Origin of the sequence: Paenibacillus sp. FSL H7-0323 (genome assembly GCF_038002725.1) — a bacterium.
In the GTDB taxonomy this organism is placed as follows: Bacteria; Bacillota; Bacilli; order Paenibacillales; family Paenibacillaceae; genus Paenibacillus_AQ; species Paenibacillus_AQ odorifer.
In genome coordinates this window covers 4,841,523-4,857,153 of sequence record NZ_JBBODB010000001.1, presented here as the reverse complement: position 1 = coordinate 4,857,153, position 15,631 = coordinate 4,841,523, and the positions used below count along the sequence as shown (strand labels likewise).

Below are 15,631 nucleotides of genomic sequence, written 5' to 3'. Positions count from 1 at the left end.
GTGAGAGTTCATGCCTAAATTTCTGCAAAGACGCTGGCACGGCTATCATACCGTATGGGCGTTCATGCTGCTGTTGGTCCTTATTATAATTGTCAGTGTTTATAACTGGGCGCTTGGGGTCGCCGGCCTGTTTCTCTCAGGTACTTTATGCTTCTATATGTTGAAAGCGGAGATCTCGTTCCGCCGTAATCTGGTGGAATATATTAATGGGCTATCTTTCCGCATTAAGCGGGTAGAGGGCGAAGCAGTCAGCATGCTGCCGCTTGGAATCATTCTGTTTAGCGAGGATCGAACGGTGGAATGGAATAACCGCTATGCCGGCGATATTTTCGCACGCAAGTCTTTAGTCGGGGAATCACTGCAAGAATTATTGCCTGATATGCAGTCTTTTTTCACAGGTGCTGCAGCGGGTAAGCGGGAGGTCGCCAAAGAAGGTGTGCTCCATGACACCCGTCTTGAGATCACCGTGGATGAACGATTTTATCAAGCTGTCATTATTCCGAGTGAGCGTATTCTTTACTTGTATGATATCACTGAGCTTGTGGTGTTACGTGAGCGGTATGAGGATGAGAAGCTGGCGATCGGCATAGTGATGATGGATAACCTGGATGAATCTGCTCAAGGGATGGATGATCAACAGCGAACCTCGCTGATTGCTAAGGTGACGAGTGAAATCACTGAATGGAGTAAGCAGTTTGAGGTTTATCTGCGGCGGTTGTCCTCGGAACGTTATCTAATGCTGCTTAATCATCGTAGCCTGCAAGCGTTGGAAGAGAGCCGCTTCGTGATTCTAGATGAAGTCAGAGAAATGACTGCTGATCTTAAGGTACCCATGACACTGAGTATTGGTCTGGCCTTTGGCGCAGACTCTGCAAGTGAATTAGGGGCATTGGCCCAATCCAGTCTAGATATGGCGCTTGGCCGAGGTGGTGATCAGGCGGCTGTAAAAGCAGGCCAACGGTTATCCTTCTACGGTGGCAAGAGTAATGCTGCTGAGAAGCGTACCCGAGTGCGGGCGCGGGTCATTGCGCATGCTTTGCGGGATCTGATGCAGGAGAGCGATCGTGTGCTGATCCTCGGTCATCGGACACCGGATATCGACGCTGTGGGTGCTGCAATCGGCCTGTTAAGGGCTGCGCAGATGTATAATGTAGAGGCTAGCATTGTGATGGAGACTCCTAATCCATCGATAACTAACATGATGGAGCAGATTCGTAAGGACGATGAATTGTATAAGTCATTCATCACAACGGAGCAATCCCTACAGATCATGACAGAGCATACCCTGCTAATTGTTGTGGATACACATAAGGCGTCTATGACGATGGAGCCGCGGTTAGTGCAATATGCCAGCAGAATTGTAGTGGTGGATCATCACCGCAGAGGTGAAGAGTTCATTAACGATGCTGTATTGGTGTATTTGGAGCCATACGCTTCATCGACTTGTGAGCTGGTGACAGAGCTGCTTCAGTATATTCATGAGAAGGTAAAGATCAGTCCGCTGGATGCTACAATGTTGTTAGCGGGGATCACGGTGGATACGAAGCATTTTGCGCTTCATACGGGGTCGCGTACCTTTGAGGCCGCAGGCTTCCTGCGCCGGAATGGTGCCGATACCGTACTTATTCAGCGCATGCTCAAGGAGGATTTACAGGAGTATATTTCCAAAGCCGAAATTATCAAACATGCGCGGATGGTGTATGACCAAATCGCGCTCGTAGTTACGGCACCAGGCATGAAAATTCCGCAGCTTCTTATTGCTCAGACTGCGGACACGCTGCTTGGGATGACCAACGTAGTCGCTTCATTCGTCATCAGCGAGCGGCCTGACGGCCTGATTGGCATTAGTGCCCGATCACTAGGACGTATGAATGTACAGGTCGTGATGGAGAAATTAGGCGGCGGAGGGCATCTGTCCAATGCCGCGGTACAGCTTGAAGGAACATGTAAAGAAGCAGAAGCCAGATTACTGCAGGTGCTGGCTGAAATCGAATCGAAAGAGGGGTTATTCGAATGAAGGTCATATTCATAAAAGATGTTAAGGGTCAAGGTAAAAAAGGTCAGGTTAAAGAGGTATCCGAAGGTTATGCTTCTAACTTCTTATTGCCACGTGGATTGGTTCGTCCGGCAACGGAAGGTAACGTGAAGACGCTGGAGAATCAAGCGGCTGCTGAACAACGCCGTAAAGATAACGAAAAAGAAGAAGCACAGCAATTGGGTAAGAAGCTTGACGAGCTAACACTGACAATGAAAGCAAAATCAGGTGAAGGCGGACGTTTATTCGGTGCTATTACAAGCAAACAGATTGCTGAGACACTGGCTTCCACCAAAGGAATTACTATTGATAAGCGCAAGATTGAATTAGGTGAGCCAATTCGCCATATAGGAGTATTTCAAGTAAGCGTAAAATTGCATACTGAAGTAAAGGCCACACTTAAGGTTGAGGTAACGGAGGAGTAACATGGGTGGAGATCTCTTTTTCGATCGGGTTCCCCCGCAGAATCTTGAAGCCGAGCAGGCGGTAATTGGTGCGGTTCTGTTGCAGGATGAAGCGCTCATTACTGCAATGGAACGGGTGAATACCGAAGACTTCTACGATAAAGCGCATCAAATGATTTTTGAGGCGATGGTGCAGCTCGGAGAAGAGAGCCAGCCGATTGATCTTGTTACACTTACGTCCAGACTGCAGGACAAAGGAGAGCTTGAAGATATTGGTGGGGTTAGCTACTTAGCTAAGCTGGCGCATGCCGTGCCTACTGCTGCTAACGTAGAATACTACGCCCAGATTATCGAAGAGAAAGCCATGCTGCGCCGTTTGATTCGCACAGCCACGCAAATTGTGAGCGAAGGTTATACTGGCGGTGAAGATGTAGCCGATATGCTGAGTGATGCAGAGCGGCGCATTCTTGAAATCTCCAACCGGCGGAGCGGCAGTGGATTTATTGCGATCCGCGATGTCTTGATGGAAGTGTTCGACAAGGTTGAGTTGCTTCATCAAAATAAGGGGGGTACCTCAGGTATCCCAACCGGATTTGTGGATTTAGATCATATGACTAACGGATTCCAACGTAACGATCTGATCATTGTTGCGGCTCGTCCATCTGTTGGTAAGACTGCATTCGCCCTGAATATTGCACAGAACGTGGCAGTACGCGCTAAAGAAACTGTTGCGATATTCAGTCTGGAAATGTCAGCGCCACAGCTGGTACAGCGGATGATTTGTGCTGAAGCCAACTTAGATGCCAATATTATGCGTACCGGTGACTTCAAGAGTGATGATGATTGGTCCAAGCTGACGATGGGTATTCAGTCTCTATCTGAAGCGGAGATTTATATCGACGATACACCAGGTATCACGGTAACCGATATTCGTGCAAAGTGCCGGAGACTGAAGAAGGAAAAAGGACTTGGCATGATCGTCATCGACTACTTGCAGCTCATTCAGGGCCGCGGTAAAGGCGGAGAGAACCGTCAGCAGGAAGTATCGGATATATCTCGTACACTGAAGCAGATTGCCCGTGAGCTAGATGTGCCGGTTATTGCCCTGTCGCAGTTAAGCCGGGGTGTAGAGCAGCGCCAGGATAAACGTCCAATGATGAGTGACTTGCGTGAATCGGGTTCTATCGAGCAGGATGCCGATATTGTTGCGTTTCTGTATCGTGATGATTATTACAATGCGGATACGGAGAAGAAGAATATTATTGAGATCATTATAGCTAAACAGCGTAATGGTCCCGTAGGCACGGTAGAACTGGTCTTTCTTAAAAATTTCAACAAGTTCGTTAACTACGAGCGAGCACATGCGGAACCATTTGCTGGTTAAACCTGACATGTATAATTCCCGAACGATTGCACATTTCTTTGTGTAATCGTTCGTTTTATTTGACTTTGAAAAAAACCGCTGTTACACTGAGAATTGTCCTTTAGCGGGTTAAATCTGCTTGGCGTCCGGAGGGCCACGTACATAAGAATGACGTATAGGGTCCATATTATGAAAAATAATGGTGCTAAGTAGCACCTACGGAGGAATGAACATGTCAACGGTAGTCGTCGTGGGAACACAATGGGGAGACGAAGGTAAAGGGAAAATCACTGACTTTCTAGCGGAAAGTGCAGATGTGGTCGCCCGTTATCAAGGGGGCAATAATGCCGGTCACACGATTCTGATTGACGGTGAGAAGTTTAAGCTCAGCTTGATCCCTTCGGGTGTATTTTATAAAGAGAAAACTTGTGTAATTGGTAACGGAATGGTTATTAATCCGGCTGCCTTGATCCAAGAAATTAATTATATTCATGAGAACGGTTTTGATACTAAGAACTTAGTGATCAGTGATCGTGCTCATGTCATTATGCCATACCATATGGTGCTGGATGCTCTCGAAGAAGACCGTAAGGGTCCGAACAAGATTGGTACTACACGTAAAGGTATCGGTCCTTGTTATATGGATAAGGCAGCACGCAACGGTATCCGTATTGCTGACTTGATGGACGCTGAGGAATTCGAACTGAGACTCCGCCCCTTGATGCAAGAGAAGAACCAAGTGATTACGCAGGTCTATGGTGCCGAAGCTCTTAACGTAGAAGAGATTCTGACTCAATACCTGGAATATGCAGAAGTGCTGCGTAATTATGTAACAGACACCTCTGTTATTCTTAATGATGCCATTGATGCGGATCGCAAAGTGTTGTTTGAAGGTGCGCAAGGAGTAATGCTTGATATCGATCAAGGCACGTATCCGTTTGTTACTTCATCCAACCCATCTGCCGGTGGGGTGTGCATAGGTTCTGGTGTGGGACCGTCCAAAATCAAACAGGTTATTGGGGTTGCAAAAGCCTATACCACTCGTGTTGGAGATGGCCCGTTCCCTACAGAGCTGAATGATGCAACAGGTGATTATATCCGTGAAACAGGTCATGAATATGGCACAGTTACCGGACGTGCACGCCGTGTAGGCTGGTTCGACAGTGTAGTTGTGAGTCACGCTCGTCGTGTAAGTGGAATCACAGGGCTATCTCTTAACTCGCTGGATGTACTTAGCGGACTTGAGACTGTGAAGATCTGCACAGGCTACAAATACCGTGGTGAGGTAATTACTCATTACCCTGCTAGCCTCAAAATGCTGGCAGAATGTGAAGCGGTATATGAGGAGCTTCCAGGCTGGAGCGAAGATATTACTTCTGCAAAAACGTTGGATGATCTTCCAGCAAATACACGCAGATATGTTGAACGTGTATCTGAGCTTACAGGTATTCCGATTGCTATCTTCTCAGTGGGTCGTAACCGTGAGCAGACGAATCAAGTATTGCCAATTTATATCTAAAACCTAGTTATACTAAGGAGCCTCGTTAGAGGCTCTTTTTTTTGTTCTGAGGACTATCTCTCTCTCTTTTGGGGCCTAGATTTATACCTAGACGTTTCCCAAGGCCGGTTCTAGTCAATACTGGATGTATAGAAGAACATGTACATGATCTACCAGATAGACTTGAACACAGGTGAGAGGAGAAATGAAGATGAAGATCGTGAAGCGAGCACTTAGCGTATGTCTGATTGTGGTACTTGCCAGCACTCTTTCAATTCTAACAACGGGCGTGGTTGTAAATGCTTATATTCAGTCGGTACTGGCTAGCTTCGATATTAAAGTGAATACTCCCGGTCCGGGATTTGGAGGAATGATTCGGAGCATCATTGGCATGGATAACAAATCTGACTCGGATACAGCCAATAAAGAAGTAACCACAGGGAGTACAGTTAGCAAGGAGACCGACAAAAGCACGGATTCGCCAGCTAAAGGCAAGGGCGAGCCCGTAGATGATAATACTCCGACTGATGCCTTGCCAGTTATGGGGCAAGTTACAACCGAAAGTTCAACTGATAACGGAAGTGGAAGTGTTGGTGACCAACAATTAGTAATGACACCTGAGGCACTCAGTGACTTCAAAGATAATCTTCCATCGGAAGAGAAGGTAAATATATTCAATATTTTGATGTCCAAACTACCCCAGGATGAGATGGCAAAAATTTCAACAGCGATGGAGGATGGATTAACAGAAGATGAGGTTAAAGAGCTGCAACAGGTAATTGCAAAATATGTTGATGCAGACGAATATGAGAGCATAATGAAAATGCTTACACCAACTACAGAATCTACGCAATAGCTTTTATAATTGTCACTTTATAGACACAAGAAAAAGGTTAAAATTTCATATTTGCGCAAAAAACCCGCGTATTTGGCGGGTTTTTTGTCATGTCTAAAGTTGAAATTTTTCTCTAAGCTATGGTACAGTAAACAAGGACCTCAAGAGGTTAAATTTTTGTAACCTCCTTAACAGCCTTTTTATAGGTTCATTAGAAGCAGGAATTAAGCACTAGTATACGCAGAAATTTACATGGACGTAATCTATATAATCGAGGTCGTACAATTAGCTTGGCCGCTTTTGTCGGAAGTAAAAGCGGACTGAAAGGGAGAGTTTCATGAAGGGATTTAAGTTCATGCGTCGGATGAGCAAGCTGCAGGATGGACATCCAGCAGAATCCGAGGCGAATGTTCAACAGAGCCACAATTTCGATCACGACTCCAAACACTTTCAACAAGAGAAAGGTACTCGCAGATTTCGGCGTGCTTGGATTTTGGGATCTGTCGGCCTTGTGCTTCTAGCTACGGTGTTGGTTGGAGCAGAGAAAAAGTATGTAGCCGCTAACACGGTTACCTATTATCAAGTGTTGGTGAAGGGCGAAGAAGTCGGAAGACTTACCGATCAGACGCAGCTTAACCAGCTATACGATAAGAAACAACGAGAATATCAGGAGAAATATCCGAATTCAACCATGGTGCTGCAAACAGAGGGCATAACAATAGAAGAGCAGAAGGCATACAAGCCAGAAGTTGATAGTGAGGCGACACTTACTAAACTAGATGGAATGCTGAAAGCTTATGCGGTAGGCGTCCAATTGATGGTAGATGGCAAGGCCGTTGGCATAGTTAAGGATCAGGAAACTGCTAATGCTGTGCTCGAAGGGGTAAAAAATCATTATGTCCCACAAGCAGAAGTAGCAACGACGGCTAGTAAGCTAACAAGAACGGCTGCTTCCAGCTCATCTGCTGCAAAAGCGAAGGCTCCAGAGCAAGTAGAGTCGGTAGAGATTAGTGAAGATATTTCTATCGTTCCTATCAAAGCAGATCCTAATAAAGTGTTGGATGTGGAGGCAGCGGTCCAGACACTTACTGAAGGTAAAGAGGCGCCTCTTCTTTATACCGTTCAAGAGGGTGATACGATTTCGGGGATTGCCAAACGGTTTGAAATCACCCAAAAAGAGATTTATAGTAACAACCCTAACGTGAAAGAGCTGACGTTGAAGATTGGAGATACACTGAAGCTGAAGGTACCCCAACCAGATGTTACAGTAGTAACTGTGGAAAAAGTGACTGAGCAGATAGTGACTGAGCCGGAAGTGGTTGTGCGTTCGAGCGATCAGCTAGCGGCAGGCAAAAGCAAAGTGGTTCGTCCAGGACAAACTGGACTTAAAGAAATGGAGTATCGGGTAACAAAGGAAAATGGCATGGTTGTTCAAGAAGAATGGTTAGGCCAGACCGTTATAAAAGCCTCGCTGCCAGAAGTTGTTTATCGGGGAACGAAGGTTGTTGGTGAAGGAACAGGCATGTTCAGTTGGCCGGTAAGCGGGGCAACCCTGACAAGTAGCTTCGGTGAGCGTTGGAGCCGTGCCCATAAGGGTATTGATATGGTATCTAGCAATCGGAATATAAAAGCTTCTGATGCCGGGACCGTAATCTTTGCAGGGGTGCAGAATGGATACGGGAATGTAGTTATTGTGGATCATCGCAACGGATACCAGACCTATTATGGTCATTTAAAAAGCATCTCGGTTTCTACAGGCCAACGCTTGGAGCAGGGTGGCAAGATTGGCGTAATGGGTAGCACCGGACGTTCGACGGGTACACATCTGCATTTTGAGATTCGGAAGAATGGCACTGCTGTAAATCCAATGAAGTATTTGCAATAATTCATACTTAATCCTTTAACTGCTCGATTTTAATCGGGCGGTTTTTATTTTTTTTAATCTACGAGTGACGGCAAAGCCGTTTCTTTTTGCTGGGCAGGGGGATTGCTTATTTCGTAGGATGTGACGGTTAGACAGGTATGTTAAAATAAAGGAATGATCATTAAGTAAGGATAGGAAGGTGAAGCTGGGACATGCAGATGGGAACGATTCTGGTAGTAGATGATGAACAGCCTATTGCTGATATATTGAAATTTAATTTAGAAAAAGAAGGCTACGAGGTTATTTGTGCTTTTGATGGTAACAGCGCAGTGGAGCTGGCATTGTCCAAAAGGCCCGATCTTATGCTGCTTGATCTTATGCTGCCCGGCAAAGATGGCATGGACGTCTGCCGCGAGGTGCGTTCTGCGCACTTGGACATTCCTATCATTATGCTTACAGCCAAGGACGGAGAGATTGATAAGGTACTTGGCCTGGAGCTTGGTGCTGATGACTATGTGACCAAACCTTTTAGTACACGTGAATTGCTGGCCCGAGTTAAAGCCCAGATGCGGAGACAGCATAAACCGTCACCACAGGGGATGGCGAGTGAACCAGCAGAGAATAAGCAGGGCATTTATCATTTTGATCTGTTTATAGATACAGATATGTATATGGTCTATAAGGGCGGGGAGCCGCTTGACTTGACCCATCGTGAATATGAGCTGCTCTACTATATGATCAAACATGCCGGTAAGGTGATGACTCGGGAGCATTTGCTGCAGGCAGTGTGGGGATTTGAGTATTTCGGTGATGTGCGGACCGTTGATGTGACGATCCGTCGTCTAAGAGAGAAAATTGAGGAGAACCCCAGCAAGCCCGAATATATTTATACTCGGCGTGGACTTGGCTATTTGATGCATAGCCCTAAAAATGGAGGACTGTGATGAAGTGGCGGTCCTTTATCCGGACAATTCAGGCAAAACTTATTATTATTTACGTGTTGCTGATTCTGATAGCTATGCAGTTGATCGGGGTTTATTTTGTCAGCTCGATGAAGAACTCGTTAACAGATAATTTCACCAAGGACCTTAAAGCACGTGCTGAGATGTTGTCCATCCTGACTGCTGATAAATTTGGTAGTGAGGCTGGAACGGCTGATGAGGAAACGGCTGTGGAAAGTCTGCGCGGGATGGTCAATAATCTGTACATTAACGGGGCTGAAATTCAGGTACTGGATGCCAGCGGCAAAATCATCACCACTTCTGTTCCCTCGCAGAATGATTATGTCGGGCAGCGTAACACCCAGACAGTTGTGAATCGGGCCTTGCAGGGCATCAGTGATAACGAGGAATATATTATTGCGGATGATAATGTGCGGAAAAAGGTTGTGGCTAAGCCTGTGCTCTCGGGGGACAAGGTAGTGGGCGCAATCTATATTGCTGCTGACATGAAGGATCTATACGCCACGATGGGCCGGATCAATAGTGTATTTATCTCAGGTTTGCTGTTAGCTCTAGCGTTAACGGTTGTTTTATGCGTCATTCTGGCGCACACTATCACGCAGCCTATTAAGGAAATGACGAGGCATGCTACGGCGGTCGCTGAAGGCCGATTCAATCGTAAAATGCCCGTATTGGGCAATGATGAAATTGGACAACTCAGTCAGGCGTTCAATTATATGACCGGTAGATTGCGGGAAGCACTCTCGCAGAATGAAGAGGAGAAGGAGAAGCTTACCTCTATTCTGACGAACATGAGTGATGGTGTTGTGGCTACAGATGAGAACGGAGTAGTGATTCTGATGAATCGGCGGGCAGCGTTGATGCTCGGAAATGAAGGTCCGTTGCCGGAAGGCGCTCCTCTAGATAAACTGTTGGGCTTAGATTACGAACAAAGCGGATCTCTGGCTAAAGGCAATGCCCAATCTGCAATGCTTCATCTGACCCATATGGGTGGAGAAGATTCTAATATCGTAAGAGTGACGTTTACTCCGATTCATCGTCGTGAGGGTGGCATTGCCGGCACAATTGCTGTGTTGCAGGATGTCACCGAACAGGAGAATCTGGAGGAATCACGCCGGGAGTTCGTGGCGAACGTTTCGCATGAGCTAAGAACACCACTTACCACTATTAAAAGCTATGTTGAAGCACTGGATGATGGAGCACTTGAAGATCCGCAGCTGGCGGTTCGGTTTGTTGGGGTGATTCGCAACGAAACGGAACGGATGATTCGTCTGGTTACGGATTTACTGCATCTTTCCCGTCTGGATTCCAAGGAAGCTCTTCTTCGAATTCAGCAGACAGATATTACCGAGATGCTGGAGGATGTTGCGGATCGTTTTTCTTTTCAAATTCGGCAAAAGCGTATCGATATCAGTACAAGGGTCCGCAAAGATGTTACTACGGCGTGGCTTGATCGTGATCAAATCGACCAGGTCTTGGGGAATTTGGTCTCCAATGCGCTAAAATATACGCCAGAAGGCGGTACAATTGAATTGGAAGCGTTGAAGAATGAGGATGGAATGCTCTCCATTTCTGTACGTGATTCGGGGATAGGGATTCCGAAAAAAGATATCGAGCGGATCTTCGAACGATTTTATCGCGTGGATAAGGCACGTTCGCGGAACATGGGAGGCACTGGACTTGGCCTTTCCATTGCCCGGGAAATTGTGAAGGCACATGGAGGCTCCATTTCCCTGCAATCCGAGCTAAATGAAGGTTCAAAGGTAACCTTTACCCTGCCTTTGAACGAGCAAAGGGGGAGTGAGGCGTGAAGGAACGAATCAAATCATGCATTCTAGCCTTGCTCGTGCTCGGAAGCCTGGTTGAAAGCTATTATTTGATCTACCGCTTGCCTGGTGCTGATTCTGCGGTGCTTTCTGAGAACCTGTATGTGAAGACAGATAATATGGGTCCGGAAGAGAAGGTAGAGAACCTGTTATACCCTGACAAAATGATCATCCATATGGGGGAAGGCAAGCATACGCTTTTTTATCCGGACTCTACGTTCTATAGCTTGATCATGAATCGCTTAAAAGGTCGTGGCTTTGAAAGCTTTCAGCGGCACTCGGTACAGGATTATGATTGGGATAAGATCCGCAATGAGAATCCTGGGATTGAGCTTTCGTTCGGAGCGGGCATTCCGGTAACGTTATTGCAGCGGGTGATGCAGTTATCGCCAGATTCCCTTTTTGAAGGAGAAAGCATCGATCGCATTTGGATCTATAACATTAAGAACGATTCCAAGGCCCATGCTATTTTCTTCAGTACGAGAGGCGACATCATATACGAAGCGGCAAAAGCGGATTTAACGGTTCAGGATGTGCAGCAGCATGTTGATTTCGGTAAGAATTGGACGCCTTACAAGACCGTAAGCGGGGATTATTATGTGCCAGACAGTAAGATTTCTCTGGTTCAGGTAGACATGCCTTCCGGGATGTACACCATAGAGCAAATGCAGAGTAATCTTTTCTTCGATGTTGGAAGTACTAGATATATCCGGGAGAAAAACGGCTCGGAGATTTATACGGACAGCAAACGAAGCCTTCAGGTGGACCAGGGTAAGAACTGGATGAGCTATAGCGACCCTGCGGCTCTTCCAGCTGGAGAAAGTACCCCTGCCAAGGATGCTTTGGAAGCTGTAGAATTTGTGAACCAGCATGGCGGATGGAATGGGACTTACCGTTTGGAGGCTACAGAGGAAGGCAGACAGGAGAGAAAGGTCTCTTTTCAACAATATTATGGCTCCTACCCGTACGGCTCCTATCCGATAATGAGCCATTCATCATTACAGTATGGTGTAATAAATCTGGAACTGCAGCAGGGAACAGTATCCTCTTATGAACGTTCTCTAATCTATATAGATGAAAGTAAGGCCGTAAAAAAGGTAGTGGAGCTATCTGGAGGTGCGGATCTGGAGTATAGGTTGTCTCTGGTCAGTAAAACTTCGGCAGTGAAGGATTTAACGCCTGCTTATGTGCCTGAGGTGAAGGAAGATCATCTGGAGCTGATACCTGTCTGGAAAGTTACACTTAGTGATGGCAGCGTGCTTACTTTGAATTAATGGGCAAGTGGTTCATATAACATTTAGGAGGTTCGGGTATGGATTGGGGAAGAGCTAAAAATGTACTGATTTGCGCCTTTTTAGGTCTGAATCTGCTGCTATGTTACCAGCTGTGGGTCGATTTACGCGATCAGGTTAGTGCTAATCTTGATTTTACTTCCCTGTCTGCTGAGACCCAAGCCGTAATGGAGCAGAAAGGGATTCGTGTATTGTGTCCCATTCCGGCTTCTACCCCGCAGCTTCCTAACATTACTTATCGTTATTCTGCTGAAGAGCAGACTGAACCACCAATTAAATTAGATGTACCTATAGACAGCAAGCTGATCTATTCTTCCTTCTCAGAGCTTAGCAAGGCGCTTGAGGATAAGATTCCTGACATTTCCAATTATCGCTTTGATTCACAGGAAAGTGAGGTTGGGAAGTTCGTTCTTCATCCGCTGGTTCAAAATCAGTGGTCGTTGTTCCGTGTTAGGCTAGAGTTGATTAACAGTGATCAAAAAATCGTAGCTTACCGCTGGCCGAAGATTGAAATAGGGACAAGCAGCAGCGATAAAGAACAGAAGGTGCTTCCAGCATCGCAAGCACTTAGTAGTTTGATAGAGAAGTATTTCCCGGCAGATTCCGTAGTGAAGGAGATTGAGCTGGGATATTACGGTGAGCTGTTCAACTCGGAAAGTCAGGTAGCTTCGCCGATGTGGCGGTTTATGCTGGAGAACGGCAATGCCTATTATGTGGATGCTATTAGTGCGGACATCATCAGTCCTAAGACAACAGAGTAGAAGGAGTAAGGAAAATGGGGATTTCATTTACAGTACTGTCCAGTGGTTCTACCGGCAATGTAACGGTGGTACGAAACGGGGAGACAACACTTATGATTGACGCAGGTTTTAGTGCCAAGCGGATCGATGAGCTGTTGGCCATGCGTGAACTAACGGGTAATGATATAGACGGGATTCTAGTTACACACGAACATTCCGATCATATCAAGGGACTCGGGGCCATGGCCCGTAAATACGATCTTCCGATTTATGCGAACACCAATACCTGGGGAGCTATCGAGAAGGGAATTGGTAAAATACCGGAGTATAACCGTATGATCATGGAGTCTGGCCAGCACAAGGATTTCGGCAGTATGCGAGTAGAATCCTTTGCGATTTCTCATGATGCAGCGGAGCCAGTGGGTTACAATTTTTATGATGGAAAAGAGAAGTTATGTGTAGCTACAGACCTGGGCTATGTTAGTGATAAGGTAAGAGATGCAATTTCAGATGCAGATGTATTGGTGCTGGAGGCGAATCATGATATCGAATTGCTGAGAATGGGACGTTATCCGTGGAATACGAAACGGCGCATCCTAGGCGACATGGGTCACCTTTCCAATGAGGCAGCTGGAGCTGCGCTTAGCGAAATTCTTACAGGGCGGACCAAACGGACCTATTTGGCGCATTTAAGCCGGGATCACAATATGATGGATTTGGCAAAAATGTCAGTACGCGGCGCAATGGAGGATCGGGGCTGTTTTTTCAAAGATAGTGAGTTCAGACTGTGTGATACGTATTATGATCAACCTACGCCATGGGATAAGCTGAGCCAGTCATAAGCTGATCAAGTTCAGCGGTCTTGCGATCTAATTCTTGACGGGAGATTAGGCCTTTTTCAATCATCAATTCGATCATTGCGCTAAAGGCAAGGGTCATGTGGTAGTGTTCATCCTTTAAGTCACCTAGCTTACCGATAAACTCGACTAAATCCATACTTGTTGAAAAAGAACTCATAATTAATCCTCCTTTAATAGTGTGAATATATAGTGTAATTAGAACTGAAAACTGTAAAAAATTCGCAGGTGTTTTAGCTGAGGAAAATCCCGAATTGCAGGTTGCCTGTGATACAATTAAAAGCGTGATGAGCAAAGCTAAAATTTTAGGGACACTTCTATTTTATTGTAGTCTTTTAAGTTGCAAAATATTCCTAATAGAGAAGATATATTAAAAGATTATCATAATCTAACGATTGACCGAAACTCTTGTGGGGTTAATGGATAAAGTGAAACTTTTTAGTGATATTTGGAGTCTAATGGTTACAGAGGTTTGGTTCGGACGTGGTTGCTATAGGTTCAGGTCTTACCAACAGTGAACGCTTGGCAATAGAAGGGGGAGATTTTCGGTGGGATTGTTTGATGATGATTTCTATTCAACTAAAGTTTCGCGGTCCAGAGGGGATGAAGCATCAAAGGGATCGTTTGCTAATCGTAGACATTCTGTACGCAGATCGCGTAAGGGTTTATCTACTTGGCAAATATCCGCCGTTTGCTCCTTAGTCAGCGCTGTGGTGGCAGTTTTGTTATTCAGTATGTTTACAGGCCAGATGAGTCATGAGACTGCTCAGAAGCCGGTTGTAGCAACTGGAAATGTTGCCCCAAGCAGTAGTGATCCATTTGACCGGATTATTCAAGCTGCTGCCACGGTTCGCCCTGCAGTAGTAAGTATTATCAATCATAAAGAAGATAATGAAGAATTAAACATTCTGGATGAGTCTGCACTAGGCTCAGGAGTGATCTATAAAAAGACAGGGAATAAAGCATTTATCATTACCAATAATCATGTCATTGAAGACTCCGGTAATCTTGAAGTAGTTACAGTGAACGGAGAGACTCGTAAGGCAACACTCGTTGGAACGGATAAAGTAAGCGACATTGCGGTACTCTCTATTGATGCCAAAGGAATCGATACCATCGCGCAGCTCGGTGATTCCTCTAAGCTTCGTCTAGGTGAAACGGTCATTGCTATCGGTAATCCGCTAGGACTTGGTGATACATTGACCTCGGGGATTGTTAGCTATACTGAACGGATGGTTCCCGTATCCCTTAATCAGGATGGAGTATATGACTGGGAACAAGAAGTGATACAGACCGATGCGGCGATTAATGAAGGAAACAGTGGCGGCGCATTAGTGGATCTGGATGGCAAGGTCATTGGAATTAACACAATGAAGATTTCAGATACGGGTGTAGAGGGTCTGGGTTTTGCAATTCCTGCGAATCATGTGATAGATATCGCTAATGAGCTGGCTGAAAAAGGACATATTGCCCGTTCGTACTTGGGTGTATATTCAGTTGATTTGAACAATCCGTACGTTCCACTAGCAGAAGATCAACGCAATGAATTGAACCTGCCGAACAGTGTTAAGGATGGAGTAGTTGTTCTAGAAGCCGTTGGCCCTGCGAAGGAAGCTGGACTGCAATTCAATGATGTCATTACCAAATTTAATGATCAATCAATCATATCTACCCTTTCTCTTCGCAAGTACTTATATAATCATACGAAGATCGGTGATGATCTGAAAATTACTTACTATCGAAACGGCGAGGCCAAACAGGCAACAGTTAAACTTCTTGAAAAACCACAGGAATAATATGCTGGAAGTCGGTATATAATGATATAGCAGTTACGACAAGTAGAGCGGACTACCCCTTCGATTCCGAGGGGGTACCTTCTTGAAAAAGCGGATAAAAGTAACGTTTTTGGAAAAGCTATTTTTCTAAAACCATGATAATTATGCCAGAAAAAGGAT

General features: G+C 45.6%; 13 protein-coding genes. 12 read left to right on the top strand and 1 reads right to left on the bottom strand.

Annotated elements, in window-relative coordinates; genetic code table 11:
- Window positions 1-10: 10 nt before the first annotated feature.
- From MHH89_RS21905 to MHH89_RS21855, 11 genes are all read left to right on the top strand, one after another.
- Window positions 11-2,017: a DHH family phosphoesterase gene (locus MHH89_RS21905; RefSeq protein ID WP_076124313.1), complete on the top strand. Its 2,007-nt coding sequence runs from the start codon at window positions 11-13 to the stop codon at window positions 2,015-2,017.
- Window positions 2,014-2,460: a 50S ribosomal protein L9 gene (rplI, locus tag MHH89_RS21900; RefSeq protein ID WP_036677804.1), complete on the top strand. Its 447-nt coding sequence runs from the start codon at window positions 2,014-2,016 to the stop codon at window positions 2,458-2,460. The genes MHH89_RS21905 and rplI overlap by 4 nt, the downstream gene beginning before the upstream one ends.
- Before the next feature lies 1 nt (window position 2,461).
- The gene (gene dnaB, locus MHH89_RS21895) at window positions 2,462-3,823 is read left to right on the top strand and encodes a replicative DNA helicase (protein ID WP_036677807.1); all 1,362 of its coding nucleotides are present in this window, start codon (window positions 2,462-2,464) and stop codon (window positions 3,821-3,823) included.
- A gap of 211 nt (window positions 3,824-4,034) precedes the next feature.
- On the top strand, window positions 4,035-5,321 hold the full coding sequence (locus MHH89_RS21890; protein WP_076105178.1) for an adenylosuccinate synthase: 1,287 nt from the start codon (window positions 4,035-4,037) through the stop codon (window positions 5,319-5,321).
- Window positions 5,322-5,511: 190 nt separating this feature from the next.
- Entirely contained in the window at window positions 5,512-6,156 is a 645-nt protein-coding gene (locus tag MHH89_RS21885) for a hypothetical protein (protein ID WP_339189048.1), read from the top strand.
- 316 nt (window positions 6,157-6,472) lie between these two features.
- On the top strand, window positions 6,473-8,020 hold the full coding sequence (locus MHH89_RS21880) for a M23 family metallopeptidase (RefSeq protein WP_076307602.1): 1,548 nt from the start codon (window positions 6,473-6,475) through the stop codon (window positions 8,018-8,020).
- Between the two features lie 191 nt (window positions 8,021-8,211).
- Window positions 8,212-8,943, top strand: a complete 732-nt coding sequence (gene yycF, locus MHH89_RS21875; RefSeq protein WP_076124308.1) for a response regulator YycF — start codon at window positions 8,212-8,214, stop codon at window positions 8,941-8,943.
- Window positions 8,943-10,772 (top strand): cell wall metabolism sensor histidine kinase WalK, encoded by a 1,830-nt coding sequence (gene walK / locus MHH89_RS21870; RefSeq protein ID WP_036677817.1) that lies wholly within the window; start codon window positions 8,943-8,945, stop codon window positions 10,770-10,772. Before yycF ends, walK begins: the two co-directional genes overlap by 1 nt.
- Window positions 10,769-12,061 carry a YycH family regulatory protein gene (locus MHH89_RS21865; RefSeq protein WP_076124306.1) on the top strand — a complete coding sequence of 431 codons (1,293 nt, stop codon included), beginning with the start codon at window positions 10,769-10,771 and terminating at the stop codon, window positions 12,059-12,061. The genes walK and MHH89_RS21865 overlap by 4 nt, the downstream gene beginning before the upstream one ends.
- A 38-nt stretch (window positions 12,062-12,099) precedes the next feature.
- On the top strand, window positions 12,100-12,840 hold the full coding sequence (gene yycI / locus MHH89_RS21860) for a two-component system regulatory protein YycI (RefSeq protein ID WP_036677823.1): 741 nt from the start codon (window positions 12,100-12,102) through the stop codon (window positions 12,838-12,840).
- Between the two features lie 14 nt (window positions 12,841-12,854).
- Entirely contained in the window at window positions 12,855-13,661 is an 807-nt protein-coding gene (locus MHH89_RS21855) for an MBL fold metallo-hydrolase (RefSeq protein WP_036677825.1), read from the top strand.
- Here the strand turns inward: MHH89_RS21855 and MHH89_RS21850 are convergent.
- Window positions 13,630-13,836 (bottom strand): hypothetical protein, encoded by a 207-nt coding sequence (locus MHH89_RS21850; RefSeq protein WP_036677826.1) that lies wholly within the window; start codon window positions 13,834-13,836, stop codon window positions 13,630-13,632. The two genes, MHH89_RS21855 and MHH89_RS21850, sit on opposite strands and share 32 nt — an antisense overlap.
- 388 nt (window positions 13,837-14,224) lie before the next feature.
- Here MHH89_RS21850 and MHH89_RS21845 point away from each other — a divergent pair, with 388 nt between their 5' ends.
- Complete coding sequence (locus tag MHH89_RS21845) at window positions 14,225-15,472, top strand: S1C family serine protease (RefSeq protein WP_076124305.1); 1,248 nt, start codon at window positions 14,225-14,227, stop codon at window positions 15,470-15,472.
- The last annotated feature ends 159 nt before the right edge of the window (window positions 15,473-15,631 follow it).

Bases quoted from the DNA above. Each gene is read 5' to 3' on its own strand.
- MHH89_RS21905 (WP_076124313.1), top strand. From the start codon at position 11: ATGCCTAAATTTCTGCAAAGACGCTGGCACGGCTATCATACCGTATGG.
- rplI (WP_036677804.1), top strand. From the start codon at position 2,014: ATGAAGGTCATATTCATAAAAGATGTTAAGGGTCAAGGTAAAAAAGGT.
- dnaB (WP_036677807.1), top strand. From the start codon at position 2,462: ATGGGTGGAGATCTCTTTTTCGATCGGGTTCCCCCGCAGAATCTTGAA.
- MHH89_RS21890 (WP_076105178.1), top strand. From the start codon at position 4,035: ATGTCAACGGTAGTCGTCGTGGGAACACAATGGGGAGACGAAGGTAAA.
- MHH89_RS21885 (WP_339189048.1), top strand. From the start codon at position 5,512: ATGAAGATCGTGAAGCGAGCACTTAGCGTATGTCTGATTGTGGTACTT.
- MHH89_RS21880 (WP_076307602.1), top strand. From the start codon at position 6,473: ATGAAGGGATTTAAGTTCATGCGTCGGATGAGCAAGCTGCAGGATGGA.
- yycF (WP_076124308.1), top strand. From the start codon at position 8,212: ATGCAGATGGGAACGATTCTGGTAGTAGATGATGAACAGCCTATTGCT.
- walK (WP_036677817.1), top strand. From the start codon at position 8,943: ATGAAGTGGCGGTCCTTTATCCGGACAATTCAGGCAAAACTTATTATT.
- yycI (WP_036677823.1), top strand. From the start codon at position 12,100: ATGGATTGGGGAAGAGCTAAAAATGTACTGATTTGCGCCTTTTTAGGT.
- MHH89_RS21855 (WP_036677825.1), top strand. From the start codon at position 12,855: ATGGGGATTTCATTTACAGTACTGTCCAGTGGTTCTACCGGCAATGTA.
- MHH89_RS21850 (WP_036677826.1), bottom strand. From the start codon at position 13,836: ATGAGTTCTTTTTCAACAAGTATGGATTTAGTCGAGTTTATCGGTAAG.